General features: G+C 68.4%; 22 protein-coding genes and 3 rRNA genes. 18 read left to right on the top strand and 7 right to left on the bottom strand.

The features are described 5' to 3' along the window. Positions 1-126 precede the first annotated feature (126 nt). The 3 genes from StrepF001_RS05550 to StrepF001_RS05540 all read left to right on the top strand — a co-directional run bounded on the left by StrepF001_RS05550 (position 127) and on the right by StrepF001_RS05540 (position 2,543). The gene (locus tag StrepF001_RS05550; RefSeq protein ID WP_129797125.1) at positions 127-924 is read left to right on the top strand and encodes an ABC transporter ATP-binding protein; all 798 of its coding nucleotides are present in this window, start codon (positions 127-129) and stop codon (positions 922-924) included. A 93-nt stretch (positions 925-1,017) separates the two neighbouring features. Then, entirely contained in the window at positions 1,018-1,449 is a 432-nt protein-coding gene (locus tag StrepF001_RS05545) for an NfeD family protein (RefSeq protein ID WP_129797124.1), read from the top strand. A 146-nt stretch (positions 1,450-1,595) separates the two neighbouring features. Continuing rightward, a complete protein-coding gene (locus StrepF001_RS05540; RefSeq protein WP_129797123.1) occupies positions 1,596-2,543 on the top strand; it encodes an SPFH domain-containing protein in 948 nt (315 codons plus the stop codon). Positions 2,544-2,648: 105 nt separating this feature from the next. Here the strand turns inward: StrepF001_RS05540 and StrepF001_RS05535 are convergent, their stop codons facing one another. The 3 genes from StrepF001_RS05535 to StrepF001_RS05525 all read right to left on the bottom strand — a co-directional run bounded on the left by StrepF001_RS05535 (position 2,649) and on the right by StrepF001_RS05525 (position 4,707). Further along, positions 2,649-3,158 (bottom strand): HNH endonuclease, encoded by a 510-nt coding sequence (locus tag StrepF001_RS05535; protein WP_129797122.1) that lies wholly within the window; start codon positions 3,156-3,158, stop codon positions 2,649-2,651. Positions 3,159-3,344: 186 nt separating this feature from the next. After that, positions 3,345-3,884, bottom strand: a complete 540-nt coding sequence (locus tag StrepF001_RS05530) for a YbhB/YbcL family Raf kinase inhibitor-like protein (RefSeq protein WP_129797121.1) — start codon at positions 3,882-3,884, stop codon at positions 3,345-3,347. Positions 3,885-3,924: 40 nt separating this feature from the next. Then, complete coding sequence (locus StrepF001_RS05525; protein ID WP_129797120.1) at positions 3,925-4,707, bottom strand: sporulation protein; 783 nt, start codon at positions 4,705-4,707, stop codon at positions 3,925-3,927. Between the two features lie 138 nt (positions 4,708-4,845). On the opposite strand from StrepF001_RS05525, the gene StrepF001_RS05520 reads away from it, so the two are divergent. From StrepF001_RS05520 to rrf, 4 genes are all read left to right on the top strand, one after another. Further along, positions 4,846-5,496, top strand: a complete 651-nt coding sequence (locus StrepF001_RS05520) for a DNA-3-methyladenine glycosylase (protein ID WP_129797119.1) — start codon at positions 4,846-4,848, stop codon at positions 5,494-5,496. A 536-nt stretch (positions 5,497-6,032) separates the two neighbouring features. Then, positions 6,033-7,558: ribosomal RNA gene (locus StrepF001_RS05515) — 16S ribosomal RNA — on the top strand. Positions 7,559-7,875: 317 nt separating this feature from the next. Further along, a 23S ribosomal RNA gene (locus StrepF001_RS05510) occupies positions 7,876-10,995 on the top strand. 105 nt (positions 10,996-11,100) lie between these two features. Beyond that, positions 11,101-11,217, top strand: a 5S ribosomal RNA gene (rrf, locus tag StrepF001_RS05505). The 16S, 23S and 5S rRNA genes sit together here, the layout of an rRNA operon. Before the next feature lie 136 nt (positions 11,218-11,353). Here rrf and StrepF001_RS46270 read toward each other — a convergent pair. Further along, positions 11,354-12,268 carry a hypothetical protein gene (locus tag StrepF001_RS46270; RefSeq protein WP_206306785.1) on the bottom strand — a complete coding sequence of 305 codons (915 nt, stop codon included), beginning with the start codon at positions 12,266-12,268 and terminating at the stop codon, positions 11,354-11,356. A 60-nt stretch (positions 12,269-12,328) separates the two neighbouring features. Between StrepF001_RS46270 and StrepF001_RS46265 the strand changes: the two genes are divergently transcribed. Continuing rightward, positions 12,329-13,066 (top strand): tetratricopeptide repeat protein, encoded by a 738-nt coding sequence (locus StrepF001_RS46265; RefSeq protein ID WP_206306782.1) that lies wholly within the window; start codon positions 12,329-12,331, stop codon positions 13,064-13,066. A 56-nt stretch (positions 13,067-13,122) separates the two neighbouring features. Here the strand turns inward: StrepF001_RS46265 and StrepF001_RS05495 are convergent, their stop codons facing one another. Further along, entirely contained in the window at positions 13,123-14,415 is a 1,293-nt protein-coding gene (locus tag StrepF001_RS05495) for a DUF1015 domain-containing protein (protein WP_129797117.1), read from the bottom strand. Between the two features lie 73 nt (positions 14,416-14,488). On the opposite strand from StrepF001_RS05495, the gene StrepF001_RS05490 reads away from it, so the two are divergent. From StrepF001_RS05490 to StrepF001_RS05475, 4 genes are all read left to right on the top strand, one after another. Continuing rightward, positions 14,489-15,517 carry an HAD hydrolase-like protein gene (locus StrepF001_RS05490; RefSeq protein WP_129797116.1) on the top strand — a complete coding sequence of 343 codons (1,029 nt, stop codon included), beginning with the start codon at positions 14,489-14,491 and terminating at the stop codon, positions 15,515-15,517. A 72-nt stretch (positions 15,518-15,589) separates the two neighbouring features. Then, entirely contained in the window at positions 15,590-16,633 is a 1,044-nt protein-coding gene (locus StrepF001_RS05485; RefSeq protein WP_129797115.1) for an iron chelate uptake ABC transporter family permease subunit, read from the top strand. After that, a complete protein-coding gene (locus tag StrepF001_RS05480; protein ID WP_129797114.1) occupies positions 16,630-17,676 on the top strand; it encodes an iron chelate uptake ABC transporter family permease subunit in 1,047 nt (348 codons plus the stop codon). The genes StrepF001_RS05485 and StrepF001_RS05480 overlap by 4 nt, the downstream gene beginning before the upstream one ends. Then, positions 17,673-18,542, top strand: coding sequence for an ABC transporter ATP-binding protein (locus StrepF001_RS05475; protein WP_129797113.1), 870 nt, complete (start codon positions 17,673-17,675; stop codon positions 18,540-18,542). The genes StrepF001_RS05480 and StrepF001_RS05475 overlap by 4 nt, the downstream gene beginning before the upstream one ends. Here StrepF001_RS05475 and StrepF001_RS05470 read toward each other — a convergent pair. Next, the gene (locus tag StrepF001_RS05470) at positions 18,526-18,873 is read right to left on the bottom strand and encodes an SCP2 sterol-binding domain-containing protein (RefSeq protein ID WP_129797112.1); all 348 of its coding nucleotides are present in this window, start codon (positions 18,871-18,873) and stop codon (positions 18,526-18,528) included. The genes StrepF001_RS05475 and StrepF001_RS05470 overlap by 17 nt on opposite strands. A 42-nt stretch (positions 18,874-18,915) precedes the next feature. On the opposite strand from StrepF001_RS05470, the gene StrepF001_RS05465 reads away from it, so the two are divergent. The 6 genes from StrepF001_RS05465 (at position 18,916) to StrepF001_RS05440 (ending at position 24,886) form a co-directional block, all read left to right on the top strand. Further along, positions 18,916-19,197 (top strand): hypothetical protein, encoded by a 282-nt coding sequence (locus StrepF001_RS05465; protein WP_129797111.1) that lies wholly within the window; start codon positions 18,916-18,918, stop codon positions 19,195-19,197. A gap of 7 nt (positions 19,198-19,204) precedes the next feature. Beyond that, a complete protein-coding gene (locus tag StrepF001_RS05460) occupies positions 19,205-20,020 on the top strand; it encodes a TlyA family RNA methyltransferase (RefSeq protein WP_129797110.1) in 816 nt (271 codons plus the stop codon). Beyond that, positions 20,017-20,922 (top strand): NAD kinase, encoded by a 906-nt coding sequence (locus StrepF001_RS05455; RefSeq protein WP_129797109.1) that lies wholly within the window; start codon positions 20,017-20,019, stop codon positions 20,920-20,922. Before StrepF001_RS05460 ends, StrepF001_RS05455 begins: the two co-directional genes overlap by 4 nt. A 189-nt stretch (positions 20,923-21,111) precedes the next feature. Beyond that, on the top strand, positions 21,112-22,830 hold the full coding sequence (recN, locus tag StrepF001_RS05450; RefSeq protein WP_129797518.1) for a DNA repair protein RecN: 1,719 nt from the start codon (positions 21,112-21,114) through the stop codon (positions 22,828-22,830). Between the two features lie 2 nt (positions 22,831-22,832). Next, complete coding sequence (locus StrepF001_RS05445; RefSeq protein ID WP_240797288.1) at positions 22,833-23,573, top strand: hypothetical protein; 741 nt, start codon at positions 22,833-22,835, stop codon at positions 23,571-23,573. Positions 23,574-23,749: 176 nt separating this feature from the next. Beyond that, complete coding sequence (locus tag StrepF001_RS05440) at positions 23,750-24,886, top strand: glycosyltransferase family 4 protein (protein ID WP_129797107.1); 1,137 nt, start codon at positions 23,750-23,752, stop codon at positions 24,884-24,886. Here StrepF001_RS05440 and StrepF001_RS05435 read toward each other — a convergent pair. Next, on the bottom strand, positions 24,883-26,562 hold the full coding sequence (locus StrepF001_RS05435) for a PucR family transcriptional regulator (protein WP_129797106.1): 1,680 nt from the start codon (positions 26,560-26,562) through the stop codon (positions 24,883-24,885). The genes StrepF001_RS05440 and StrepF001_RS05435 overlap by 4 nt on opposite strands. Between the last annotated feature and the right edge of the window lie 60 nt (positions 26,563-26,622).

Genomic DNA, 26,622 nt, shown 5'->3' with positions numbered 1-26,622 from the left:
GGGAATGGACCGGCGGACCGGTGGCGTAGATTTCCTTGAGGGCTGCGCCCACCGGCGCGGCAGACCGAGCCACAGGCGTACGCGACAGCCGAGACCGGCCACACTGCAAGGGGAGACAACGCGCTCATGAGCGATGTTCTGGAGCTTCAGGACGTATCCGTGGTCCGCGAGGGCCGGGCTCTGGTGGACCAGGTCTCCTGGTCGGTGAAGGAGGGCGAGCGCTGGGTCATCCTCGGCCCCAACGGCGCCGGCAAGACCACCCTCCTCAACGTCGCCTCGAGCTACCTCTACCCCAGCAAGGGCACCGCCACCATCCTGGGCGAAACCCTCGGCACCCCCGGCACCGATGTCTTCGAACTGCGCCCCCGCATCGGCGTGGCCGGCATCGCCATGGCCGACAAGCTCCCCAAGCGCCAGACCGTCCTGCAGACGGTGCTCACCGCCGCCTACGGCATGACCGCCGCCTGGCACGAGGACTACGACGAGATCGACGAGCAGCGCGCCCGCGCGTTCCTGGACCGCCTCGGCATGTCCGACTACCTGGACCGCAAGTTCGGCACCCTCTCCGAGGGCGAGCGCAAGCGCACCCTCATCGCCCGCGCCCTGATGACCGACCCCGAGCTGCTCCTCCTCGACGAGCCCGCCGCCGGTCTCGACCTCGGCGGCCGCGAGGACCTCGTACGCCGTCTCGGCCGCCTCGCCCGCGACCCGATCGCCCCCTCGATGCTCATGGTCACCCACCACGTGGAGGAGATCGCCCCCGGCTTCACCCACGTCCTCATGATCCGCCAGGGCAAGGTCCTCGCGGCCGGCCCCCTCGAGCTCGAGCTCACCTCCCGCAACCTCTCCCTCTGCTTCGGCCTCCCACTCGTCGTCGAGCAGGTCGGCGACCGCTGGACCGCCCAGGGCCTCCCGCTGTCCTGAGCCGGTGAAGTACCCGCAAAGAGACGGGTAAGAAGCACCTGCCAACCTGATCGCGCCCTGTCCGCGCACGTTCCGCGGTCCTACCATGACCGTGTGGAAATCGACGCGTGGCTGTGGTGGTTGATCGGAGCGGCGGGGCTCGGCATAGGACTCGTGATCACCGCGATGCCCGAACTGGGCATGCTCGCGGTGGGCGCCATCGCGGCCTCGGTGACCGCCGGCATCTTCGGCGGTGACGCCGTCTTCCAAGTCGTGGTCTTCGCTGTCGTCTCGACGGCCCTCATCGCGGTGGTACGGCCCATCGCCAACCGGCACCGTGCACAACGTCCCCAACTCGCCACCGGTGTAGAGGCGTTGAAAGGCCGACAAGCCGTCGTGCTGGAGCGCGTCGACGGTTCCGGCGGACGTATCAAGCTGGCCGGTGAAGTCTGGTCGGCACGCTCCCTCGACGCCGACCGCACCTTCGAGGCAGGCCAGGAAGTGGACGTGGTGGACATCGAGGGTGCCACGGCGATCGTCATGTGACCTCGCACGACGCAAGGTGACCGAACACCGCACGAGCTGCGCGACGGTCTGTCAGACTCGACCAGCAAGATCTTCAACAGCCATAAGATCTGCACCATAAGAACTGCCGAAAGCGCCGATGCGGAAGAAGGGTACGGGGAACGACGATGGAACCGGTCATCATCGTCCTGATCATTCTGGTGGTGTTGGTCTTCATCGCCCTGATCAAGACGATCCAAGTCATCCCGCAGGCCAGCGCCGCCATCGTGGAGCGCTTCGGCCGCTACACGCGGACGCTGAACGCGGGCCTCAACATCGTCGTCCCGTTCATCGACACCATCCGCAACCGCATCGACCTGCGCGAACAGGTCGTTCCGTTCCCGCCGCAGCCGGTGATCACCCAGGACAACCTGGTGGTCAACATCGACACCGTCATCTACTACCAGGTCACCGACGCCCGCGCCGCCACCTACGAAGTCGCCAGCTACATCCAGGCGATCGAGCAGCTCACCGTCACCACGCTGCGCAACATCATCGGCGGCATGGACCTGGAACGCACCCTCACCTCACGCGAGGAGATCAACGCGGCCCTGCGCGGCGTCCTCGACGAGGCCACCGGCAAGTGGGGCATCCGCGTCAACCGCGTCGAGCTCAAGGCGATCGAACCGCCCACCTCCATCCAGGACTCGATGGAGAAGCAGATGCGCGCCGACCGTGACAAGCGCGCCGCGATCCTCCAGGCCGAAGGTGTCCGGCAGTCCGAAATCCTGCGCGCCGAGGGTGAGAAGCAGTCCCAGATCCTGCGCGCCGAAGGTGAGGCCAAGGCCGCCGCACTGCGCGCCGAGGGCGAGGCCCAGGCCGTCCGTACGGTCTTCGAGGCGATCCACGCCGGCGACCCCGACCAGAAGCTGCTCTCCTACCAGTACCTTCAGATGCTCCCGAAAATCGCCGAGGGCGACGCCAACAAGCTCTGGATCGTCCCCAGCGAAATCGGCGACGCCCTCAAGGGCCTCTCCGGCGCCATGGGCAACTTCGCCCCGAACGCAGGAGGTTCGGGCTCCTCGGGCAACAGCGGCACAGCCTCCGAACGCCGAGAGAAGCCAAGCATCGACTGACGGCCGCCTTACAACGCGCAGTTCCCCACACCCTCTCAGGGGCGCGGGAACTGCGCGATCAACAACATACGGCCCGCAGGTCAACCAAACCCGCAGCCCTACGGTCTAGGCAGCAGCCGACTGCGCCAACCAATCCGGCAGCGCCTCAAAGTCATCGTCGGCCAGCGCCAGCAACATCGCATCCGTCGGCGTCGGCTCAAACGGCTTCCGCAGCAACGGCATCCCCGCCTCCTCCGGCGTCCGATTCGCCTTCCGGTGGTTGTCCTCCGCGCACGAGGCGACCGTGTTCAGCCAGGTGTCCTGACCACCCTGCGACCGCGGCACCACGTGGTCCACGGTCGTCGCCCGCCGCCCGCAGTACGCGCACCTGTGCCGGTCCCGCACCAGGACACCCCGCCTCGACCACGGCGCTTGTCTTCGGAACGGCACCCGGACATACCTGCACAACCTGATCACCCGGGGCGCCGGTATGTCGACCGCGGCTCCGCGCATACGCAGTTCGGGGTGGGCCTGCTCGACGACGGCCTTGTCCTGAAGCACCAGAACGACGGCTCGGTTCAACGTCACCGTCGACAGCGGCTCGAAGCTCGCGTTCAGAACCAGCGTGTCCCGCATAACCAGCCCACCTCCCGTGTGCACCGGCCCACCCCATGGCGGGCTGGGATCAACTCTGGCCGTGCACGCCGAGATGGACAACGCAATATCTGCTGCTCCACAGGGGTGTCCCCGTGACCCCCGGCAACAAAAATGCCCGCCTCTGATCACGTCCAAGACCAGAGGCGGGCAAACGTTCGGTGAACGTCAGGGTGTGGCGGGCACCTCGTACTCACCGATCAGCTGGGCGCGCGCCAGCGTGTGGAACCGCAGGTTGAAACCCACGAAGGCCGGGCTGGCGTCCGCGTCCGCACCGAGCTTCTCCTGGTCCACGGCGTACACCGTGAACACATACCGGTGCGGCCCGTCCCCGGGCGGCGGCGCGGCACCGCCGAAGTCCTTCGTGCCGTAGTCGTTGCGCGCCTGTACGGCACCCTCCGGCAGCCCTTCGAACTTCCCGCTGCCCGCACCTGCCGGCAGCTCCGTCACCGACACAGGGATGTCGAACACGACCCAGTGCCAGAAACCGCTCCCCGTCGGGGCGTCCGGGTCGTAGCAGGTCACGGCGAAACTCTTGGTCTCGGGCGGGAAGCCCTCCCACCGCAGGTGCGGTGACGTGTTGCCGGCCGCGTAGACCTGAGCGTCCTTGAGCGTCGCGCCTTCCTCGACGTCCTCACTCGTGACCGTGAACGACGGCACGGGCGGATGGAAGTCGTGGGGGAGCGGCCGCCTCTTGAGCTCGGTCACCTCGGTACCTCCTGATCGGATGGTTCAGTGGGTTCCGAGCCTAGAACCAGTTGCGCTTGCTGCCGACCTCGGACAGCCACTGGTTGAGATACGCCACCCAGTCGGTGCCCTGGTAGTCGTGCAACCCCACCTGGAACGACCGGAAAGTGTCGCTGCCCTCGCTGAACAGCCCCGGCTTCTTGTCCATCTCGAGCACGACGTCCATAGCCTGCTCGTCGGCCACGAAGCTCAACTCCACCTGGTTCAGCCCGCGGTACTGCTGCGGCGGAAGGAACTCGATCTCCTGGTAGAACGGCAGCTTCTGGCGCGTACCCCGGATGTGCCCGCGCTCCATGTCCGCGTTCTTGAAACGGAAGCCCAGCTGGATGAAGGCGTCGAGAATCGCCTTCTGCGCCGGCAGCGGATGCACGTTGATCGGGTCCAGGTCACCGGAGTCCACCGCACGCGCGATCTCCAGCTCGGTCGTCACACCGATGTGCATGCCACGCAGCGGCTGACCGTCGATCATCGTGATCGGCGTCTCCCAGGGGATGTCCAGCCCGAACGGCACCGCGTGCACGGCGTTCGCCTGCAGCTCGAAGGCACCGCCCAGCCGTGCCTTCGTGAACTCGATGTCCTGCTTGTACTCGGTGTCCTGACCCTCGACCTCGACCTTGGCCTGCAGCCCCACAGACAGCGCCTCGATCTGCTGGTTCACGGACCCGCCCTGGATCCGCACCTCACCCTGGACGACACCGCCCGGAACCACGTTGACCTCGGTCAGCACCGTCTCGACCGAAGCGCCGCCGGCCCCCAGACTCGCGAGCAGCTTCTTGAACGCCATGTCTCTCCCTCGTTCACTAACGTCTCTGATCACTACAAACGCGATCCGGCCGCGACCGGTTCCGCGCCCCACCCTGGCAAGGCGAACGTCCCCTGACCACCCCGCTGCACCCAGCCGTCTGCACTACCCTCGGACGGCATGATCGCGACCCCCGACCGTACGCCCCTGCCCCGGAGATTCTTCGACCGGCCCGTACTGGACGTGGCCCCCGACCTCCTCGGCCGCCTCCTCGTACGCACGACCCCGGACGGTCCGATCATCCTGCGCCTGACGGAGGTCGAGGCCTACGACGGCCCGAACGACCCCGGCTCCCACGCCTATCGCGGCCGCACGGCCCGCAACGACGTGATGTTCGGTCCGCCCGGCCATGTGTACGTCTACTTCACCTACGGCATGTGGCACTGCATGAATCTGGTGTGCGGCCCGGACGGACAGGCGAGCGCCGTCCTGCTCCGCGCCGGCGAGATCATCGAGGGCGCCGAGCTGGCCCGCAGACGTCGACTCTCGGCCCGAAACGACAAGGAACTGGCCAAAGGTCCCGCCCGGCTGGCCACGGCCCTGGACGTGGGCCGCGCCCTGGACGGCACGGACGCGTGCGCCTCCGGCGAGGCACCACTGAAGGTGCTCGTCGGTACCCCGGCCACCCCTGACCAGGTGCGTAATGGTCCCCGGACCGGCGTGGCCGGCGACGGTGGCAACGGGGACGTCCACCCCTGGCGCTTCTGGATCGCCAACGACCCCACGGTGAGCCCCTATCGGGCCCACGTCCCGAGGCGCCGCCGAAGTTGACTCTGCCCTCGAAGGTGCGTAACGTAGCCCGAGCCGCTGAACCGGGTACTGCGATTGTCAGCAGCCGGAGCGGCCAACCCACTACTTACGAGAACCCCTCAGCGGGGTCGATTTCGGTGTGCTTGCATGCCTGAATTCGAACCCGCAGAACCCCGATTATGAATCGGGTGGGGAATCGGCTAAAGTAGTGAATGTCGAAAGGCTGACGGGCAAAAGCCCACAAGCCCAAGACAAATCCCGCCGACTGGGAATCGGATCGGAAAGGATCTGATAGAGTCGGAAACGCAAGACCGAAGGGAAGCGCCCGGAGGAAAGCCGCGAGAGAGTCTCTCGGGTGAGTACGAAGGAAGCGTCCGTTCCTTGAGAACTCAACAGCGTGCCAAAAATCAACGCCAGATATGTTGATACCCCGTCTCCGGCCGTCAGGCCGGGGCGAGGTTCCTTTGAAATAACACAGCGAGGACGCTGTGAACGGCCGGGCTTATTCCGCCTGGCTGTTCCGCTCTCGTGGTGTTGCACCGGATGACCGGTAAACATTCACGGAGAGTTTGATCCTGGCTCAGGACGAACGCTGGCGGCGTGCTTAACACATGCAAGTCGAACGATGAAGCCCTTCGGGGTGGATTAGTGGCGAACGGGTGAGTAACACGTGGGCAATCTGCCCTTCACTCTGGGACAAGCCCTGGAAACGGGGTCTAATACCGGATACGACCATCTTGGGCATCTTTGATGGTGGAAAGCTCCGGCGGTGAAGGATGGGCCCGCGGCCTATCAGCTTGTTGGTGAGGTAACGGCTCACCAAGGCGACGACGGGTAGCCGGCCTGAGAGGGCGACCGGCCACACTGGGACTGAGACACGGCCCAGACTCCTACGGGAGGCAGCAGTGGGGAATATTGCACAATGGGCGCAAGCCTGATGCAGCGACGCCGCGTGAGGGATGACGGCCTTCGGGTTGTAAACCTCTTTCAGCAGGGAAGAAGCGCAAGTGACGGTACCTGCAGAAGAAGCGCCGGCTAACTACGTGCCAGCAGCCGCGGTAATACGTAGGGCGCAAGCGTTGTCCGGAATTATTGGGCGTAAAGAGCTCGTAGGCGGCTTGTCACGTCGGGTGTGAAAGCCCGGGGCTTAACCCCGGGTCTGCATTCGATACGGGCTGGCTAGAGTGTGGTAGGGGAGATCGGAATTCCTGGTGTAGCGGTGAAATGCGCAGATATCAGGAGGAACACCGGTGGCGAAGGCGGATCTCTGGGCCATTACTGACGCTGAGGAGCGAAAGCGTGGGGAGCGAACAGGATTAGATACCCTGGTAGTCCACGCCGTAAACGGTGGGAACTAGGTGTTGGCGACATTCCACGTCGTCGGTGCCGCAGCTAACGCATTAAGTTCCCCGCCTGGGGAGTACGGCCGCAAGGCTAAAACTCAAAGGAATTGACGGGGGCCCGCACAAGCGGCGGAGCATGTGGCTTAATTCGACGCAACGCGAAGAACCTTACCAAGGCTTGACATACACCGGAAACGTCTGGAGACAGGCGCCCCCTTGTGGTCGGTGTACAGGTGGTGCATGGCTGTCGTCAGCTCGTGTCGTGAGATGTTGGGTTAAGTCCCGCAACGAGCGCAACCCTTGTCCCGTGTTGCCAGCAGGCCCTTGTGGTGCTGGGGACTCACGGGAGACCGCCGGGGTCAACTCGGAGGAAGGTGGGGACGACGTCAAGTCATCATGCCCCTTATGTCTTGGGCTGCACACGTGCTACAATGGCCGGTACAATGAGCTGCGATACCGTGAGGTGGAGCGAATCTCAAAAAGCCGGTCTCAGTTCGGATTGGGGTCTGCAACTCGACCCCATGAAGTCGGAGTCGCTAGTAATCGCAGATCAGCAGTGCTGCGGTGAATACGTTCCCGGGCCTTGTACACACCGCCCGTCACGTCACGAAAGTCGGTAACACCCGAAGCCGGTGGCCCAACCCGTTCGCGGGAGGGAGCTGTCGAAGGTGGGACTGGCGATTGGGACGAAGTCGTAACAAGGTAGCCGTACCGGAAGGTGCGGCTGGATCACCTCCTTTCTAAGGAGCATCTAGGCTGCCAAGCTTGCTTGGTGGTCCAGAGCCACAACGCAGGCGAGTGTCCTGCGGTGGTTGCTCATGGGTGGAACGTTGATTATTCGGCCGGGTTCACGGGTCGGAGGCTGCAAGTACTGCTCGCAAGAGCGTGGAACGCATGATCTCCGGACGGGAGCTGGTCGGGCACGCTGTTGGGTGTCTGAGGGTGCGAGCGCTGCTCGTCCTTCGGATGCCGGCCCCAGTGCACTCGAACCGGTTGGTTCGGGGTGATGGGTGGCTGGTCGTTGTTTGAGAACTGCACAGTGGACGCGAGCATCTGTGGCCAAGTTTTTAAGGGCGCACGGTGGATGCCTTGGCACCAGGAACCGATGAAGGACGTGGGAGGCCACGATAGGCCCCGGGGAGTCGTCAACCAGGCTTTGATCCGGGGGTGTCCGAATGGGGAAACCCGGCAGTCGTCATGGGCTGTCACCCATGCCTGAACACATAGGGCATGTGGAGGGAACGCGGGGAAGTGAAACATCTCAGTACCCGCAGGAAGAGAAAACAACCGTGATTCCGGGAGTAGTGGCGAGCGAAACCGGATGAGGCCAAACCTACGACGTGTGAGACCCGGCAGGGGTTGCGTCGTGGGGGTTGTGGGATCTCTCTTCCACGGTCTGCCGGCCGTGGGGCGAGTCAGAAACCGTTGATGTAGGCGAAGGACATGCGAAAGGTCCGGCGTAGAGGGTAAGACCCCCGTAGTCGAAACGTCAGCGGCTCGTCTGAGAGACACCCAAGTAGCACGGGGCCCGAGAAATCCCGTGTGAATCTGGCGGGACCACCCGCTAAGCCTAAATATTCCCTGGTGACCGATAGCGGATAGTACCGTGAGGGAATGGTGAAAAGTACCCCGGGAGGGGAGTGAAATAGTACCTGAAACCGTGTGCCTACAAGCCGTGGGAGCGTCGGAATGGAGCTTGCTTCATTCTCGTGACTGCGTGCCTTTTGAAGAATGAGCCTGCGAGTTTGCGGTGTGTTGCGAGGTTAACCCGGGTGGGGAAGCCGTAGCGAAAGCGAGTCCGAACAGGGCGGTAGAGTAGCGCGCTCAAGACCCGAAGCGGAGTGATCTAGCCATGGGCAGGTTGAAGCGGAGGTAAGACTTCGTGGAGGACCGAACCCACCAGGGTTGAAAACCTGGGGGATGACCTGTGGTTAGGGGTGAAAGGCCAATCAAACTCCGTGATAGCTGGTTCTCCCCGAAATGCATTTAGGTGCAGCGTCGTGTGTTTCTTGCCGGAGGTAGAGCACTGGATAGGCGATGGGCCCTACCGGGTTACTGACCTTAGCCAAACTCCGAATGCCGGTAAGTGAGAGCGCGGCAGTGAGACTGTGGGGGATAAGCTCCATGGTCGAGAGGGAAACAGCCCAGAGCATCGACTAAGGCCCCTAAGCGTACGCTAAGTGGGAAAGGATGTGGAGTCGCAGAGACAACCAGGAGGTTGGCTTAGAAGCAGCCACCCTTGAAAGAGTGCGTAATAGCTCACTGGTCAAGTGATTCCGCGCCGACAATGTAGCGGGGCTCAAGCGTACCGCCGAAGTCGTGTCATTGCAGTACATACTCCCAACGGAGACTGTGATGGGTAGGGGAGCGTCGTCTGCCGGGTGAAGCGGCCGCGTAAGCGAGTCGTGGACGGTTGACGAGTGAGAATGCAGGCATGAGTAGCGATACACACGTGAGAAACGTGTGCGCCGATTGACTAAGGGTTCCTGGGTCAAGCTGATCTGCCCAGGGTAAGTCGGGACCTAAGGCGAGGCCGACAGGCGTAGTCGATGGATAACCGGTTGATATTCCGGTACCCGCTGTGGAGCGTCAAACATCGAGCATCGTGATGCTAAGGCCGTGAAACCGCCGTGTGCGTCTTCGGACAAGCACGGAGTGGTGGAGCCGCCGGACCAAGCGGTTAGTAGGTGAGTGATGGGGTGACGCAGGAAGGTAGTCCATCCCGGGCGGTGGTTGTCCCGGGGTAAGGGTGTAGGCCGTGCGACAGGTAAATCCGTCGCACGTGTGGCTGAGACCTGATGCCGAGCCGATTGTGGTGAAGTGGATGATCCTATGCTGTCGAGAAAAGCCTCTAGCGAGTTTCATGGCGGCCCGTACCCTAAACCGACTCAGGTGGTCAGGTAGAGAATACCGAGGCGTTCGGTGAACTATGGTTAAGGAACTCGGCAAAATGCCCCGTAACTTCGGGAGAAGGGGGGCCGCGCCGGTGAAGAGACTTGCTCTCCGAGCTGGGGGTGGCCGCAGAGACCAGCGAGAAGCGACTGTTTACTAAAAACACAGGTCCGTGCGAAGCCGTAAGGCGATGTATACGGACTGACGCCTGCCCGGTGCTGGAACGTTAAGGGGACCGGTTAGCTCACCTTCGGGTGGGCGAAGCTGAGAACTTAAGCGCCAGTAAACGGCGGTGGTAACTATAACCATCCTAAGGTAGCGAAATTCCTTGTCGGGTAAGTTCCGACCTGCACGAATGGCGTAACGACTTCTCGACTGTCTCAACCATAGGCCCGGTGAAATTGCACTACGAGTAAAGATGCTCGTTTCGCGCAGCAGGACGGAAAGACCCCGGGACCTTTACTACAGTTTGATATTGGTGTTCGGTTCGGCTTGTGTAGGATAGCTGGGAGACTGTGAAGTCCACACGCCAGTGTGGGTGGAGTCGTCGTTGAAATACCAGTCTGGTCGTGCTGGATGTCTAACCTGGGTCCGTGATCCGGATCAGGGACAGTGTCTGATGGGTAGTTTAACTGGGGCGGTTGCCTCCCAAAGGGTAACGGAGGCGCCCAAAGGTTCCCTCAGCCTGGTTTGGAATCAGGTGTTGAGTGTAAGTGCACAAGGGAGCTTGACTGTGAGACCGACGGGTCGAGCAGGGACGAAAGTCGGGACTAGTGATCCGGCGGTGGCTTGTGGAAGCGCCGTCGCTCAACGGATAAAAGGTACCCCGGGGATAACAGGCTGATCTTCCCCAAGAGTCCATATCGACGGGATGGTTTGGCACCTCGATGTCGGCTCGTCGCATCCTGGGGCTGGAGTCGGTCCCAAGGGTTGGGCTGTTCGCCCATTAAAGCGGTACGCGAGCTGGGTTTAGAACGTCGTGAGACAGTTCGGTCCCTATCCGCTGTGCGCGCAGGAGTCTTGAGAAGGGCTGTCCCTAGTACGAGAGGACCGGGACGGACGAACCTCTGGTGTGCCAGTTGTTCTGCCAAGGGCATGGCTGGTTGGCTACGTTCGGGAGGGATAACCGCTGAAAGCATCTAAGCGGGAAGCCTGCTTCGAGATGAGGACTCCCACCCACTAGATGGGGTAAGGCTCCCAGTAGACGACTGGGTTGATAGGCCGGATATGGAAGCCCCGCAAGGGGTGGAGTTGACCGGTACTAATAGGCCGAGGGCTTGTCCTCAGTTGCTCGCGTCCACTGTGTCAGTTCTGAGGCAACGAACAGTTGCCGGCTTTGAGTCGAACAGACAATTGAAGAGTGTGCTTGTTCGCTCGAAACCAATAGGGTTTCGGTGGTCATAGCGTGAGGGAAACGCCCGGTTACATTCCGAACCCGGAAGCTAAGCCTCACAGCGCCGATGGTACTGCAGGGGGGACCCTGTGGGAGAGTAGGACACCGCCGAACAATCTTTGAAGGACCCCTGGTCACCAGCGTTCAGCTGGGACCAGGGGTCCTTTTGTTTTTCCAGAGCGCGCGGCGTACGCGGCTGCGCGAGAATGACTTGCGGTACCGAAGACAGGAGTCACCGATGTCCACCAACTCACCCGAGGACCGACCGGAGCGCGACCAGCGGCGACGGGATGGTGGGGATCGCGGCGACCGAGGCGGCTACCGCGGCGATCGTGGTGACCGTGGCGGTTTCCGGCGGGACAACGACCGTGGCGGATACGGTCGGCGCGACGATCGGCGTGGTGATGACCGGGGTGGGCGTGGTGGCTTCCGCCGCGACGACCGGCGCGATGACCGCCGTGACAGTGACCGGGGCGGATACGGCCGACGTGACAGTGACCGTGGATCGCGTCCGTCCTTCCAGCGCGGTGACCGTGACCGTGGGCCGCGTCGGGACGACCGTGGCAGCCGTCCCGGTGGCTTCCGTCGGGACGACCGCGGTGATCGTCCTGCTTTCCGTCGGGACGACGACCGTGGTGACCGTCCTTCCTTCCGTCGGGACGACGACCGTGGCGGGTACGGTCGGCGCGACGACCGGCGTGGTGATGACCGTGGTGATCGTGGTGGCTTCCGCCGCGATGACCGCCGTGATGTCCGTCGGGACGACCGCCGCGACGACCGCCGTGATGACCGCCGTGATGTCCGTCGGGACGACCGCCGCGACGACAGGCGCGATGTCCGGCGTGACAGTGACCGCGGTGGATACGGTCGGCGCGATGACCGGCGCGATGACCGGCGCGATGACCGGCGCGATGACCGCCGTGATGACCGCGACCGTGGTTTCCGGCGGGATGAGCGGGGGGACCGAGGTGAGCGCGGTGGGTTCCGGCGGGACGATCGTCGGGGCGAGGGCCGTGGGGAGCGTGGTGGCTACGGGCGCCGCGACGACAGCCGGGGTGAGCGCGGCGGGTACCGGGGTCGGGACGACCGTGGTGGGCGTGGTGCGCCGCGTAGGGACGACCGTGGTGGCCGCCCTGGTGGCTTCCGTGGCCGCGACGACCGGCACGGTGGCGGTGGCGGCCGGTTCCGTGAGGAGCGGGAACGTGACCGTGAGCCGATCAAGCGGCTGCCGATCCCCGAGGACGTGACCGGCGACGAGATCGACCAGGACGTACGGCAGGAGTTGCAGAGCCTGCCGAAGACGCTCGCGGACGATGTCGCCAAGAACCTGGTGATGGTTGCCCGGCTCATCGACGAGGACCCCGAGGGGGCGTACGGCTACTCGAAGGTCGCCCTGCGGCTGGCCTCGCGCGTGGCGGCCGTTCGGGAAGCAGCCGGGTTCGCGGCGTACGCGAACCAGAAGTACGGGGAGGCGCTGGCCGAGTTCCGTGCGGCGCGGCGTATGACCGGCAACGTCGATCTGTGGCCCGTCATGGCCGACTGCGAGCGGGGCCTGGGACGGCCGGAGAAGGCGCTCGACATGGCCGGTGCGCCCGAGGTGCACAAGCTCGACAAGGCCGGGCAGGTGGAGATGCGGCTGGTCGCGGCCGGTGCCCGACGTGACATGGGGCAGCTCGACGCGGCCATCGTGACGCTGCAGAGCCCCGAGCTGGCCTCCAGCTCCGTACAGCCGTGGACCGCGCGGCTGCGGTACGCCTACGCCGACGCACTGCTCGCGGCCGGGCGGGAGCGCGAGGCGCGGGAGTGGTTCGCGAAGGCCGTCGAGGCGGACCGGGACGGCAGCACGGATGCCTCGGACCGGCTTGCCGAGCTGGACGGCGTGGAGTTCGTCGACGCTCTCGACGAGAGTGAGAGCGAGCTGAGTGACGAGACCGGTGACGGCCGGGACGACGACAAGCACTGACGTGCCCGAGTGAAGGGGGGCGGGATCCGGACATGGATCCCGCCCCCCTTCGTATGTCAGATGTCCAGTGCGCGCAGCACCAGCCCGGACGCCGGTTTCGGGCCGAACGACGTCGACTTGCGGGGCATCGTGACGCCTTGGCGGGCGAGGTCTCGTACGACTTCCTCGCGGACGGGGTGCATCAGTACGGCCGTGCTGCCGTCGCGTTCCGCCTTGGTGACCGTGGCGGACGCGTCGTGGATGTAGGCGATGTGCGCGGGGGAGTCCTCGGGGATGTGCCAGACGTGGGTGAGGAGCGTGGCGTGCAGGACCGTGGCGTCGAGGGTGCGCCATGCGGTGGGGCGGTCGGTGGGGACCGTACGGGAGAGCAGGTCCGGGTCCGGGCGGTCCACCAGGTGGAAGGCGCCGTCGCCGGCCAGGAGGAAGGCGTTGCCGGCGGACGCCGCGTCGCCGAGCGCGGCAAGCGCCTCGGTCAGCGGTGCGTCGAGGTGTCGTACGCGGAACCGGCCGTCTAGGGCGGCGAGGGCGTCGGCCACCGGCAGTCCGTGCAGGAGGCGGTGGATGGCGCGGACACGCAGGGGGTAGCGGGCGGTGTCGATCAGCAGGACCAGGCCGTAGTCCCAGGGGCTGGGGGACGGGTGCTCGGCGCGCAGCAGGCAGTAGGTGGCCCAGCGGTGGTGGCCGTCGGCGATCAGGGCCTGGTGGTGGGCGAGGTCGGACTGGATCCGGGCCACGTCGCCGGGGTCCGCGACGGACCAGAGGCGGTGGCTGAAGCCGTCCTCCGTGGTCGTGGCGAGCAGAGGGGGCTTCTCGGTTGTGCGTTCCACGACTTCGGTCGTGGCGGCCGTCGGGCCGTTGCCTCGGTAGGTCAGGAGGAGGGGTTCGAGGTTCGCGGAGGTGGCGCGCATCAGGGCCGCTCGGTCGGCGACGATGTGCGGCATGACGTCCTCGTGCGGCAGGACCACGCCCTCCGTCGGATCCGAGACCCGCAGGGCGCCGATGAGTCCGCGCTGGAGCATGCCGTTGCCGTCGTACTGTTCGTAGACGTAGAGGCCGGGCTCCGGGTCGGGGGTGAGGACTCCGTCGGTGAGCCAGCGGTGCAGGGTGTCCGCGGCCTGTGCGTTGCGGGCGGTGGAGGTGGCGGCCTCGGGGAGAATCAGGCGGACGATGTTGTGCGGGTCGGCCGACTGCAGATGGTGCAGGCCGTCCGGGCGTACGACGACGTCGTACGGAGGGGATGTCACGGCGGCCAGGCTGCCGACCCGGTCGGGGTCGTAGCGGAGCCCTCGGAACGGGGTGAGTTCCAGGCCTCGGCGCGTCGTTGCTTCCGGGTGACCTGCTGTGTTCATCTCGGCATCGTACGTGTGTCGGTGGCATGAGGGATGATCGGGGGAAAGACGCCGAACCGAGGAGAGATGCGGAATGAGCCAGGGGGTCAGGACCAGGCCCGAGGGCTGTGGAGAGGCGCTCAGCGAGGCGTACGACACGGCGCTGCTCGACCTGGACGGAGTGGTGTACGCGGGCGGGAACGCGATCGTGCACGCGGTCGACTCGCTCGGTGCGGCCCGGGCGGGCGGGATGCATCTCGCGTACGTCACCAACAACGCGCTGCGGACCCCGGACACCGTGGCCGCGCATCTGACCGCGCTGGGCATACCCACGACGGCCTCGGACGTGATCACTTCGGCGCAGGCGGTGGCGCGGCTGATCGCCGAGCAGGTGCCGTCGGGAGCCCGGGTGCTGGTGATCGGCGGCGAGGGGCTGCGAGTGGCGCTGCGGGAGCGCGGGCTCGTTCCCGTCGAGTCGGCGGACGACGATCCGGCGGCGGTCGTGCAGGGGTTCGGGGGGCCGGAGTTGCCCTGGGGGCGCTTCAACGAGGCGTGCTACGCCATCGCGGCGGGCGTGCCGTGGTTCGCGTCGAACACCGACCTGACGATTCCGAGCGCACGCGGGATCGCGCCGGGCAACGGCGCTGCCGTGGAGGTGGTGCGGATCGCGACCGGCGCCGAGCCGCAGATCGCGGGCAAGCCGCTGCCGCCGATGCACCGGGAGACGATCCTGCGCACGGGGGCGAAGCGGCCGCTGGTGGTGGGGGACCGGCTGGACACGGACATCGAGGGCGCGTTCAACGGCGAGGTCGACTCGCTGCTGGTGCTGACCGGCGTGACCGACGGGCCGCAGCTGCTCGCCGCGCCGCCGCAGCACCGGCCGACGTATGTCGACGCCGATCTGCGGGGGCTGCTCACCGGGCAGCCGGAGATCGCCGAGGCGGGCGACGGATTCCGGTGCGGAGGCTGGACGGCGACGGCAGGCGCGGAGCAACTCGAACTCGACGGTGACGGCGAGCCCGTGGACGGGCTGCGCGCCCTGTGTGCGGCGGCCTGGACGGCGGCCGGTGAGGGGGTGTGCGAGCTGGACGGGGAGAAGGCGCTGGCGCGGCTGGGGTTGTGAGACGGGCTCGGCAGTCGCGTGCGGCGGACTCGGGATCTTGATCCGATCGGAGGGTAGGCTAACCTAACCTCCGTGTTGGTTGAAAGTCCTCCCGAACAGCGCGCGGACGTCACCCCTGCGCCTCCAACCCGCCGGGTGATACGTGCCTTTGGGCTGCTCGTGGCCGCGACGATCATGGTGCTCGTCGCGCTGGCGAGCATCGCGGTCGGCGCGAAGGAGCTGTCCCTGGAACAGGTCTGGCACGGCCTGTTCGAGAACTCGGGGACGTACGGCGACGTCGTGGTCGACGAACGGATGTCCCGGACGGTCCTCGGGCTCCTCGCCGGCGCGGCGCTGGGCCTGTCCGGGGCGGTGTTGCAGGCGCTCACCCGCAACCCGCTGGCCGATCCCGGACTGCTCGGCATCAACGCCGGCGCGTCGGCGGCGGTCGTCACCGCTCTCACCTACTTCGGCGTGACGAGCCTGAGCGGCTATGTGTGGTTCGCGTTCTTCGGCGCGGCCGCGGTCGGGGCGCTCGTGTGGTTCCTGGGCGGCAGCCGGGGGGCCACGCCGGTCCGGCTCGCGCTGGCCGGCACCGCGATCAGCGCCGCGCTCTACGGCTATCTCCAGGCCGTGATGATCATGGATGAGGCCGCGCTGGGCAAGATGCGCTTCTGGACGGTCGGTTCGCTGACCTCGGCGACCGACGAGACCATCACACAGGTGCTGCCCTTCTTCCTGGTCGGCTCGCTCCTCGCGCTCGCTCTCGCCCGGCCGCTGAACGCCATGGCCATGGGCGACGACACCGCCAAGGCGCTCGGCGCCAACCTGAACCGGACCCGGGCGCTGTCGATGCTCGCCGCCACCGTGCTGTGCGGGGCCGCGACCGCCGCCTGCGGGCCGATCGTGTTCGTCGGACTGATGGTTCCGCATGTCGTGCGGTCCTTCACCGGGCCGGACCTGCGCTGGATCCTGCCGTATGCGGCGATTCTGTCGCCCGTGCTGCTGCTCGGCGCGGATGTGCTCGGCCGGATCGTCGCCCGGCCCGCGGAGCTCCAGGTCGGCATCGTCACCGCGATCCTCGGCGGCCCGGTCTTCATCTTTCTCGTACGACGGCGGAGGACGGCCCAGCTGTGAAGACCAACCGTGCCAACCGTGCCGTGCGCACGCCGGGCGGGCTGTCCGTGCGCCTGGACCTCCGGACCCTCACCGTCGTCCTCCTGCTGCTGCTCGCCGCGCTCGCCGCGAGCGTCGTGCTGATCGGCACCGGCGACTTCCCGATCCCGGCCGGCGACGTGCTGAAGACCCTGGTCGGGAGCGGCGATGCCGGTCAGGAGTTCATCGTCAACGAGCTGCGGCTGCCGCGGGTCCTGGTCGCGCTGCTGGTCGGCGCCTCGCTCGGGCTCGGCGGTGCGCTGTTCCAGTCGATCTCCCGCAATCCGCTGGGCAGCCCTGACGTGCTCGGCCTCGGTCAGGGGGCGACGGCCGGGGCGCTCGTCATGATCGTGCTGTTCTCCGGGAGCGCGAACGCCGTCACCCTCGGCGCGCTCGTGGGCGGTCTGGGGACCGGGCTCGCCATCTACGTGCTGGCCTGGAAGCAGGGCGTGCACGGCTATCGGCTGGTCCTGGTCGGTATCGGTGTGTCGGCCATCGTCACGGCCGTCAACGGCTATCTGCTGACCAGGGCCGACATCGTCGACGCGGCCCGCGCGGTGGTCTGGATGACCGGGTCGCTCAGCGGCCGGAGCTGGGATCAGGTCTGGCCGCTGCTCGCGCTGTGCGCCGTCCTCGTGCCGCTCGTGATGGCCAATGCGCGCGGGCTGCGGATGCTGGAAATGGGCGACGACGTCTCGTACGCCCTCGGGGTGCGGGTCGAGCGCGTACGGCTGCTGCTGATGGTGGCCGCCGTCCTGCTCACCGCTGCGGCCACCGCCGCCGCCGGCCCCGTCAGCTTCGTCGCGCTCACCGCGCCGCAGCTCGCCTGCCGCCTGACCCGCTCGCCCGGCCCGAACCTGCTGCCGTCCCTGTGCATGGGCGCCGCCCTGCTGGTCACCGCCGACTGGATCTCGCAGCGCGTCTTCGGCGCCGACCAGCTGCCCGTGGGCGTGGTCACCGGCGTGCTCGGGGGTGTCTACCTGCTGTGGCTGCTGGTCACCGAGCGCAGGGCGGGCCGGATATGAGCGCGAGCAGCAGCACCGAGCTGAACAACACTAGGAGCACCGTGAACCGCCTGACCGCCGAGAGCGTCACCCTCGCCTATGACCAGCGGGTCATCGCCGAACAGTTGTCGGTGGAGATCCCGGACAACTCCTTCACCGTGATCGTCGGTCCGAACGCCTGTGGCAAGTCGACGCTGCTGCGTGCGCTCTCGCGGATGCTCAAGCCCAGCCAGGGCCGGGTGCTGCTGGACGGGCAGGTCATCCAGTCGATGCCCGCGAAGAAGGTCGCACGGACCCTCGGCCTGCTGCCCCAGTCGTCGATCGCGCCGGACGGGATCACGGTCGCCGACCTCGTGGGCCGCGGCCGCTATCCGCACCAGGGGCTCCTGCGCCAGTGGTCGACCGAGGACGAGCGGGTCGTGCAGGAGTCCATGGCGCAGACCGGTGTCGCGGAGCTCGCGGATCGTTATGTCGACGAGTTGTCGGGTGGTCAGCGCCAGCGTGTCTGGATCGCGATGGCGCTCGCCCAGCAGACGCCGTTGCTGCTGCTCGACGAGCCGACGACATACCTGGACATCCAGCACCAGATAGATGTCCTCGACCTGTGCGCCGAGCTGCACGAGGAGCAGGGCCGCACCCTGGTGGCCGTCCTGCACGACCTCAACCACGCCGCCCGGTATGCCACACACCTCGTCGCGCTGCGCGGCGGCGAGGTGATCGCCGAGGGTGCGCCGAACGACATCGTCACCGCCGAGCTGGTGGAGGAGGTCTTCGGGCTGCGCTGCCAGGTCATCGACGACCCGGAGACCGGGACCCCGCTCGTGGTGCCGGCGGCGCGCAAGGCCCGGGCGAAAGCCCCGGCCGTGGCGGCTACAGAAGCTTCCTGAGGCGGAACAGGTCGAACAGGCTCGCCTCCAGCTTCACCCGGCCCGAGCCCCAGGCCTTCGCGAAGTGCAGCTCGCCGTCCACGAGCGCCACCAGGTCGTCGCCGGCCAGGGTCAGCCGGATCTGCGCCTTCTCGCGCGCCCGTCCCCGGAGCGTGTCGTGCACCTTGATCCGGCCGTCCTCGAGGCGGCCGACGAAGGTGATGTCCAGGTCGGTGATGCGGCAGCTCACCGAGCGGTCCAGGGCAGCGGCCGCGCGGACGTCGCCCCCGGCGTCCTGCATGTTGTCCGAGAGCTTCTCCAGTGCGGCGCGGCACTCCTCGATCGTGGCCATGGCGATCGACGGTACCCCAGCGCTTCGGGGTAGCGTCAGGGCATGAACGACTCGGTTCCGCAGACGGAGATCCCTCAGGAGGCGGCGCCGGCGCAGCCCGAGTACGACCCCGCCGCCCCCGCCCGCTCGAGGTGCCCCGCACCCCACCGGCAACCCGAGGTCGACGCGCAGCTGGAGCGGCTGGCCGACGCCGACCACCTCGCCACCGACGGACACCTCGAGGTGTACGAGGATGTACATCGGGGGCTGCGCGACGCGCTCACCGCGCTCGACGCCCGCCCGGGACCTCCGGCGCCCCCGTCGACGTATGGGACTAGGAGCTGAACCGAACGTGGCAGGAGTCGCACGTCGCCGTCTGGATGCGGAGCTGGTCCGCCGCAAGCTTGCGCGCTCGCGTGAGCATGCCGGCCAGCTGATCGCCGCCGGGCGGGTCACCGTCGGCAGGACCGTCGCGATCAAGCCGGCCACGCAGGTGGAGACCGCGGCGGCCATCGTCGTCGCGGCCGACGACAACGATCCCGACTACGTGTCGCGGGGCGGCCACAAGCTCGCCGGCGCGCTGGAGGTGTTCGTCCCGCAGGGGCTCGTCGTCGAGGGGCGGCGGGCGCTGGACGCCGGCGCGTCCACCGGAGGCTTCACCGACGTGCTGTTGCGGGCGGGGGCCGCGCATGTCGTCGCCGTCGACGTCGGATACGGGCAACTCGCCTGGAGTCTGCAGAGCGATGAACGCGTCACGGTCAAGGACCGTACGAACGTACGCGAGTTGACGCTTGAGGCGATCGATGGGGAACCTGTGGATCTTGTGGTGGGGGATCTGTCCTTCATCCCCTTGGGACTGGTCCTGCCCGCACTGGTGCGATGCGTGCGGCCGGACGCCGATCTGGTGATGATGGTGAAGCCGCAGTTCGAGGTGGGCAAGGAGCGGCTGGGCAGCGGGGGAGTGGTACGGAGCCCGCAGTTGCGGGCCGAGGCCGTGCGCGGGGTGGCCGAGCGGGCCGGGGAGCTGGGGCTCGGGGTGAAGGGTGTGACGGCCAGTCCGTTGCCCGGGCCCTCGGGGAATGTCGAGTACTTTCTGTGGCTGCGGGCCGGGGCTCCCCGACTGGACCCGGCCGACGTTGACCGTGCAGTGGCGGAGGGGCCGCGTTGACACCGAACCGAGCTCGTACTGTTTTCCTGCTGGCCCACACCGGGCGCCCCGCGGCGATCCGCAGCGCCGAGCTGGTGGTCAAGGGGCTGCTGCGGTCGGGGATCGGCGTCCGGGTGCTGGAGGCGGAGGCACAGGATCTGCCCCTGCCGGACGAGGTGGAACTCGTCAAGGAGGCGACCCCGCAGTGCCTCGACGGGTGCGAGCTGCTCATCGTGCTCGGCGGTGACGGGACGCTGCTGCGGGGCGCGGAGTTCGCCCGGGCCTCCGGGGTTCCGATGCTGGGTGTCAACCTCGGGCGGGTCGGGTTCCTCGCCGAGGCCGAGCGGGACGATCTCGACAAGGTTGTCGACCGGGTGGTGACGCGGGCGTACGAGGTCGAGGAGCGGATGACCGTCGACGTCGTCGTGCTCAGCAACGGGGACATCGTGCACACCGACTGGGCGCTGAACGAGGCGGCCGTGCAGAAGGCGGGCGCCGAGAAGCTGCTCGAGGTCGTGCTCGAGATCGACGGGCGGCCGGTGACGGGGTTCGGGTGTGACGGGATCGTTCTCTCGACGCCCACCGGGTCGACCGCGTATGCGTTCTCCGCGGGTGGGCCTGTGGTGTGGCCCGAGGTGGAGGCGCTGTTGATGGTGCCGATCAGTGCTCATGCGCTGTTCGCGAAGCCGTTGGTGACGTCGCCGGATTCCGTGCTGGCGGTGGAGGTGCTGCCGCACATTCCGCCGGGGGTTTTGTGGTGTGACGGGCGGCGGACTGTGGAGTTGCCTCCCCGGGCGCGGGTCGAGGTGCGGCGGGGGTCTGTGCCGGTGCGGCTGGCTCGGCTGCATCATGCGTCGTTCACCGATCGGCTGGTGGCGAAGTTCGCGCTGCCGGTTTCCGGGTGGCGGGGGGCGCCGCATTAGCGGTTTGTGGGGTGGTTTCCGGTGCGTCGGCGGCTGCGGACTGTCGGTGGCTGGTCGCGCCCACGCGGCGGAGCCGCACATCGATACAACCCCGCGCCCCTGAGGTACGTCCACTCACGTGGGTGACATGGGTGGGCCGGTCGCAATCCCTGCCCCGGACCTCGTAAGGTCGTGTCCGTGTTGGAGGAGATGCGGATACGGTCGCTCGGCGTCATCGACGATGCGGTCGTCGAGTTGTCGCCCGGCTTTACTGCCGTGACCGGTGAGACCGGTGCCGGTAAGACAATGGTCGTCACCAGCCTGGGGCTGTTGCTCGGCGGGCGTGCGGATCCGGCGCTCGTGCGGATCGGGGCCGGGAAGGCGGTCGTGGAGGGGCGGATCACTGTGCCCGAGGACGCCTCGGTCGCCGTACGGGCCGAGGAGGCCGGGGCCGAGCTCGACGACGGGGCCTTGCTGATCAGCCGTACCGTTTCCGCCGAGGGGCGGTCGCGGGCGCATCTGGGTGGGCGGTCGGTGCCCGTGGGGGTGCTGGCCGAGCTGGCCGACGAGCTGGTCGCCGTGCACGGGCAGACCGATCAGCAGGGGCTGCTGAAGCTGTCCCGGCAGCGGCAGGCACTGGACCGGTACGCCGGGGACGCGGTCGCCGTGCCACTCACCAAGTACACGGAGGCCTACCGGCGGCTGCGGGCCGTCTCCGCCGAGCTGGAGGACATCACCACACGCGCGCGTGAGCGGGCCCAGGAAGCCGACATGCTGCGGTACGGGCTCGACGAGATCGCCGCCGTGGAACCGCGGGCCGGTGAGGACGTGGAGCTGGCCGAGGAGGCCGAGCGGCTCGGGCACGCGGAGGCGCTGGCGTCGGCCGCGAACGCCGCGCACGCCGCGCTCGCGGGCAACCCGGAGGACCCCGAGGGCGTCGACGCCTCGACCCTCGTCGCGGGCGCGCACCGGGCCCTGGAGGCCGTACGGTCCCACGATCCGGCGCTGGCCTCGCTGGCCGACCGGATCGGGGAGGTCGGGATCCTGCTGGGCGACGTGGCAGGGGAGTTGGCGGGGTACGCCGACGATCTCGACGCCGATCCGCTGCGGCTGGCCGCGGTCGAGGAGCGGCGGGCCGCGCTGACCGCGCTGACCCGGAAGTACGGCGAGGACATCAACGCCGTACTCGCTTATGCCGAGCAGGGCGCCGTGCGGCTCACCGAGCTCGACAGCGATGACGAGCGGATCGGGGAGCTGACCGCCGAACGGGACGCGCTGCGGACCGAACTGGGAGGGTTGGCGCAGGCGTTGACGGATGCGCGCACCGTGGCGGCGGAGCGGTTCGCCGCCGCAGTGACCGCCGAACTGGCCTCGCTGGCCATGCCGCACGCGCGCGTGTCGTTCTCGATCCGGCAGACCGAGGACCCGGAGGGCGTCGAGGTCGGTGGACGTGCGGTGGCGTACGGGCCGGCCGGTGTCGACGAGGTGGAGCTGCTGCTCGCGCCCCACCCGGGCGCGCCGCCCCGGCCCATCGCCAAGGGTGCGTCCGGTGGTGAGCTGTCCCGCGTGATGCTGGCCGTGGAGGTCGTGTTCGCGGGGACGGACCCCGTGCCGACGTATCTCTTCGACGAGGTGGACGCCGGCGTGGGCGGCAAGGCCGCGGTCGAGATCGGGCGGCGGCTGGCGCGGCTGGCGAAGACCGCGCAGGTCGTCGTGGTGACGCATCTGCCCCAGGTGGCCGCCTTCGCCGACCGGCAGTTGCTGGTCGAGAAGACGAACGACGGGTCGGTGACCCGGTCCGGCGTCAAGGTTCTGGAGGGCGAGGAGCGGATCCGGGAGCTGTCGCGGATGCTGGCCGGGCAGGAGGACTCGCAGACGGCCCGGGCACATGCGGAGGAGCTGCTGGAGTCGGCTCGGGCGGACGTGTGACGGTGTCGAGGTCCACCTCCCTCGCCGTCACGGCCGCCCTCACCCGCGCCGGACTCGCCGCCCTGCGGGCCACCGCGCCCGGTGGGCGGGAGCGGTGGGAGCGGAAGAACTACGCCGGGAGGACCGTGAAGTTGTACGCCGGACCCGCGGCCGCCCTCGCGGCGGCGGCCGGCGTCGGGCGAGTGAGTCCGCTCGCGGGGGCCGCCCTGGTGGCCGTCGGCGCCTGCGGGGCGTATGACGACGTCGCCGGGGATCACCGGCGCGGCTTCCGGGCGCATCTGACGGCGCTGCGGGACGGTGAGGTCACCAGCGGTGTCGTCAAGCTGTTCGGGATCTCCGCGGCCGGGCTGCTCGCGGGCGCGGCGCTCAAGGAGCGGCCGCTGGACAAGGTGCTGGCCGGCGTCGTGATCGCCGGTGCCGCGCACTTCGTCAACCTCGTGGACGTACGGCCCGGGAGGGCTGCCGGAGCGGTCCTCGCGCTCGCGGCGCCGGGGCTGCTGCGAAAGGGGCCGGGCGCGGACATGGCCGCCGCCACGTCGGGGGCGGCTGCCGCGGTGCTGCCCGATGACCTGAGGGAGGGCGCGATGATCGGTGACACCGGCGCGCATGCGCTGGGAGCCGCCCTCGGGGCTGCTGTCGTCGCCGGCAACAGGCGAATCGGGCTGGCCGTCCACGCTGCGGCGGTCGTGCTCGCGGCGGTCTGCGGCGATCGGGTCAGCGAGCTGGCGAGGTCACTCGTGTGAGTGACTCGGATCGCCAGGTTGTCTGCGGCCGAGACGGTCGACGGGCCGTTGACGGCCGTATGTCCTGGCATGCTTGGGCGGGTACGCGAGGAAGCCGAGCGGTACACCCCTTCCACACGATCCTTCTGTACGTTGCTTCGTGACCGTCCGACGCCGAATCAGGAGCCCCCGGCCACGTGACCCCCGTGAGCAGCCCCTCACCGCACGGCCAGTCGCCGCTGCGCACCGTGCAGGTGCTGGGCGGAGGCAACGCCGGCAGCAGCGCACATGTGCGCTCTCTTGCCGCGGGGCTCGTCGCACGGGGCGTAGGGGTCACCGTGTGCGCCCCCCACGATGCGGATCACACCTACGACTTCACCGGCGCCGGAGCCGAGCACGTCCATGTGCCGCGCAGCAGCGATCCCGCGTCCGTGGCCGTGCTGCGGGCGGCCTGCACGGGCGCCGACCTGGTGCACGCGCACGGACTGCACGCCTCCTTCCGAGCCGCGCTCGCCCTCGGCGGACGGCGCACCCCGCTGGTCGTCACCTGGCACAACCGCGCCCACGCCGAGGGGGCGCGCGCCCGCTTTCTGCGTCTGCTGGAGCGCCGGGTGGTCAAGGCCGCCGCGGTCGTGCTCGGGACCACTTCGGACCTCGTCGACCGGGCGCGCAGGGCGGGCGCCCGCGACGCCCGGCTCGCCGCCGTCGCCCTGCCCGGGCAGCGCACGCCCGTCGAGCGCGACGACCCCGACCGGCTGCGCCCCAAGATCCGGGCCGAACTCGGCGCCACCGGACGCCCGTTGCTGATGGCCGTCGGCTCCCTCGACCCGCAGCGCGGCTACGACGTCCTGCTGGACGCCTCGCGCGCCTGGCGTCGGCTCGATCCCGTGCCGCTGGTCGTCATCGCGGGGGAGGGGCCGTTGCGTGCGCTGCTGCAGCGCCGGATCGAGGAAGAGGGGTTGCCGGTGCGGCTCATCGGGCGGCGTGACGACGTGGCCGAACTGCTCGCGTCCGCCGACCTCGCCCTGCTGCCGAGCCGGTGGGAGTCCCGGTCCGTGCTCGCGCAGGAGGCCCTGCACGCGCGCGTACCGTTGGTCGCCACCTCGGTCGGCGGCATCCCCGAACTCGTCGGAGACGCCGCCGAACTCGTCCCGTCGGGAGATGCGGAGGCGTTCGCCGACGCCGTCGTACGGCTCCTCACCGACCCCGAACGGCGGGAGCAGCTCAAGGAGATGGGCCTGCGGCAGGCGGCCACCTGGCCGACCGAGGACGAGACCGTCGCCCAAGTCCTCAGCATCTACGACGAGTTGACGCAGGCCAGGCCGTTCGCCTAGGGCACGTGCCGACGCGCCCGCAGTGCCAGGCTCAACGCCAGTACGGACTGCGGGTCGTCGAGGTCGGTGCCCAGCAACTCGCCGATCCGGGCGAGGCGGTTGTAGAGCGTCTGGCGGTTGAGGTGCAGCTCGCGGGCCGTCTCCGCTTTGCGGCCCGCATGTGCCAGGTACGTCTCCAGGGTGGGCAGCAGCGGAGGTCTGGAGCGGCGGTCGTGGTCCCGGATCGGGCCGATCGTGCGGTCCACGAAGGCCGCGAGGTCGGGATGGTCACGCAGCCGCCACAGCAGCAGGTCGATGTCCAGGCGCCGGGCGTCGTACCAGGGACGGTCCGTGAGCCCCTGTGCCGCGGTGGCCGTCTCCGCCGCGTGCCGCAGCCCTGCCGACGCCGCCGCCCAGCCTCCGGCCACCCCGACGACCACGACCGGCGGCTGGGCTCCCGGCCGCTGCATCCCCGCGCGCTCGACCCCGGCCCGCAGCGCCGCCGCGACCCGGTCGGCGACCGCGGAGCGCTCCGACTCCGATCGCAGGCCGAGCAACAAAGGGACACGGCCCTCGACCGGTCGTACGCCCAGCAGTACCGGAACCCCCACCGAGGCCAGCTCCTCCGCCACCGCCCGGGCCAGCACCGCCCAGCCTCCCCCACTCTCGGCTCCGCTCGAACTGGCGGTCCCCCCGTCCGGTGTCAGCGCGTCACCCAGCCGCATCACCACCGGCAGCAGCGGGCCGGTGCCCGGCTTGAAGCCCAGGACGCGGGCCTGCGCCGGGGCGTCCTGCGGGGTGATCCGGCCCTCGGCGAGGTCGGTGAGGAAGTCGCCGCGCCCGCGCGCCGCCAGCTCCTCCTCCTGACGGGCCTGCATCAGGACCACGGCGAGGATGCCGGCGGCCCGCTCGGCCGCGATCCGGTGCACCGGCGCCAGGGGCGCGCGGACCGGCAGGAGCACGAGACGGGCCCGCACCGACCCCGTCCCCGGACCGCCCCCCGGCACGTCCACGAGCACCGACCCGGCCGGCGGCGGCGCGTCCTTGTGCGGGCCGCGCAGCCCCTCCCACACCTGGAGCGGTTCGGCACCCTCGGGCCCGGCCCCGGCGGCGTACAGGAGGCGGCCGTCGGAGGTCTCCAGGAAGACCGGGTTGCTGCTGAAGTCGGCCAGGATGCCGAGCACCTGCGGTACTCCGCCGCCGCCCAGCAGGGCCTCGGTGCAGCGCCGGTGCACCTCCTCCGCCTGCTGGAGCAGCGCGTAGTGGCCGTTGACGATCTCGGTGTGGATCTCCTCCGTGACCGTCACGAACGGCACCTCGCGGTGCAGCTGGACCAGCGGGAGCCCGGCCGCCCGCGCCGTGTCGACCAGCGCGGCGGGCAGCCGGGTGAAGCGCGGGCCCAGCTCGACCACCAGGGCCGCGATGCCCCGCTCGGCCAGGGTGCGCACGAACGCCCGCTGGTCGGCCGGCCGGGTGCCCAGGCCGTAGCCGGTGGTCAGCAGCAGTTCGCCGCCCTTCAGCAGCGAGGCGATGTTCGGCACCTCGCCCGCGTGCACCCAGCGCACGGTCCGCTGCAGCCGGTCGGCGCCCGCGAGCACCTCGGGGAGCCCACTGCGCAGCCCGGGCAGCTCCAGCGCCCGCTGAACGGTGATGCCGGCGCCCTGGCTGTCGAATCGCTGGTCCGTGCGGCTGTCCATGCAGCGGACGCTACCTGCGCGAACGCTCCGGCGACATCTCCGAGCGGTTGCGGGAACGAT

Origin of the sequence: Streptomyces sp. F001, assembly GCF_004187715.1 — a bacterium.
In the GTDB taxonomy this organism is placed as follows: Bacteria; Actinomycetota; Actinomycetes; order Streptomycetales; family Streptomycetaceae; genus Streptomyces; species Streptomyces flavusporus.
Note: the sequence above shows the minus strand (reverse complement) of the source record. Positions and strands in the feature narration are given on the sequence as shown.

Excerpts from the sequence above, each read along its gene's own strand:
- StrepF001_RS05525 (WP_129797120.1), bottom strand. The coding sequence starts at position 4,707 with ATGGCGTTCAAGAAGCTGCTCGCGAGTCTGGGGGCCGGCGGCGCTTCG.
- StrepF001_RS05470 (WP_129797112.1), bottom strand. The coding sequence starts at position 18,873 with ATGGCCACGATCGAGGAGTGCCGCGCCGCACTGGAGAAGCTCTCGGAC.
- StrepF001_RS05475 (WP_129797113.1), top strand. The coding sequence starts at position 17,673 with ATGAGCGCGAGCAGCAGCACCGAGCTGAACAACACTAGGAGCACCGTG.
- StrepF001_RS05490 (WP_129797116.1), top strand. The coding sequence starts at position 14,489 with ATGAGCCAGGGGGTCAGGACCAGGCCCGAGGGCTGTGGAGAGGCGCTC.
- StrepF001_RS05465 (WP_129797111.1), top strand. The coding sequence starts at position 18,916 with ATGAACGACTCGGTTCCGCAGACGGAGATCCCTCAGGAGGCGGCGCCG.
- StrepF001_RS05540 (WP_129797123.1), top strand. The coding sequence starts at position 1,596 with ATGGAACCGGTCATCATCGTCCTGATCATTCTGGTGGTGTTGGTCTTC.
- StrepF001_RS05435 (WP_129797106.1), bottom strand. The coding sequence starts at position 26,562 with ATGGACAGCCGCACGGACCAGCGATTCGACAGCCAGGGCGCCGGCATC.
- StrepF001_RS05495 (WP_129797117.1), bottom strand. The coding sequence starts at position 14,415 with ATGAACACAGCAGGTCACCCGGAAGCAACGACGCGCCGAGGCCTGGAA.
- StrepF001_RS05550 (WP_129797125.1), top strand. The coding sequence starts at position 127 with ATGAGCGATGTTCTGGAGCTTCAGGACGTATCCGTGGTCCGCGAGGGC.
- StrepF001_RS05535 (WP_129797122.1), bottom strand. The coding sequence starts at position 3,158 with ATGCGGGACACGCTGGTTCTGAACGCGAGCTTCGAGCCGCTGTCGACG.
- StrepF001_RS05520 (WP_129797119.1), top strand. The coding sequence starts at position 4,846 with ATGATCGCGACCCCCGACCGTACGCCCCTGCCCCGGAGATTCTTCGAC.
- recN (WP_129797518.1), top strand. The coding sequence starts at position 21,112 with ATGCGGATACGGTCGCTCGGCGTCATCGACGATGCGGTCGTCGAGTTG.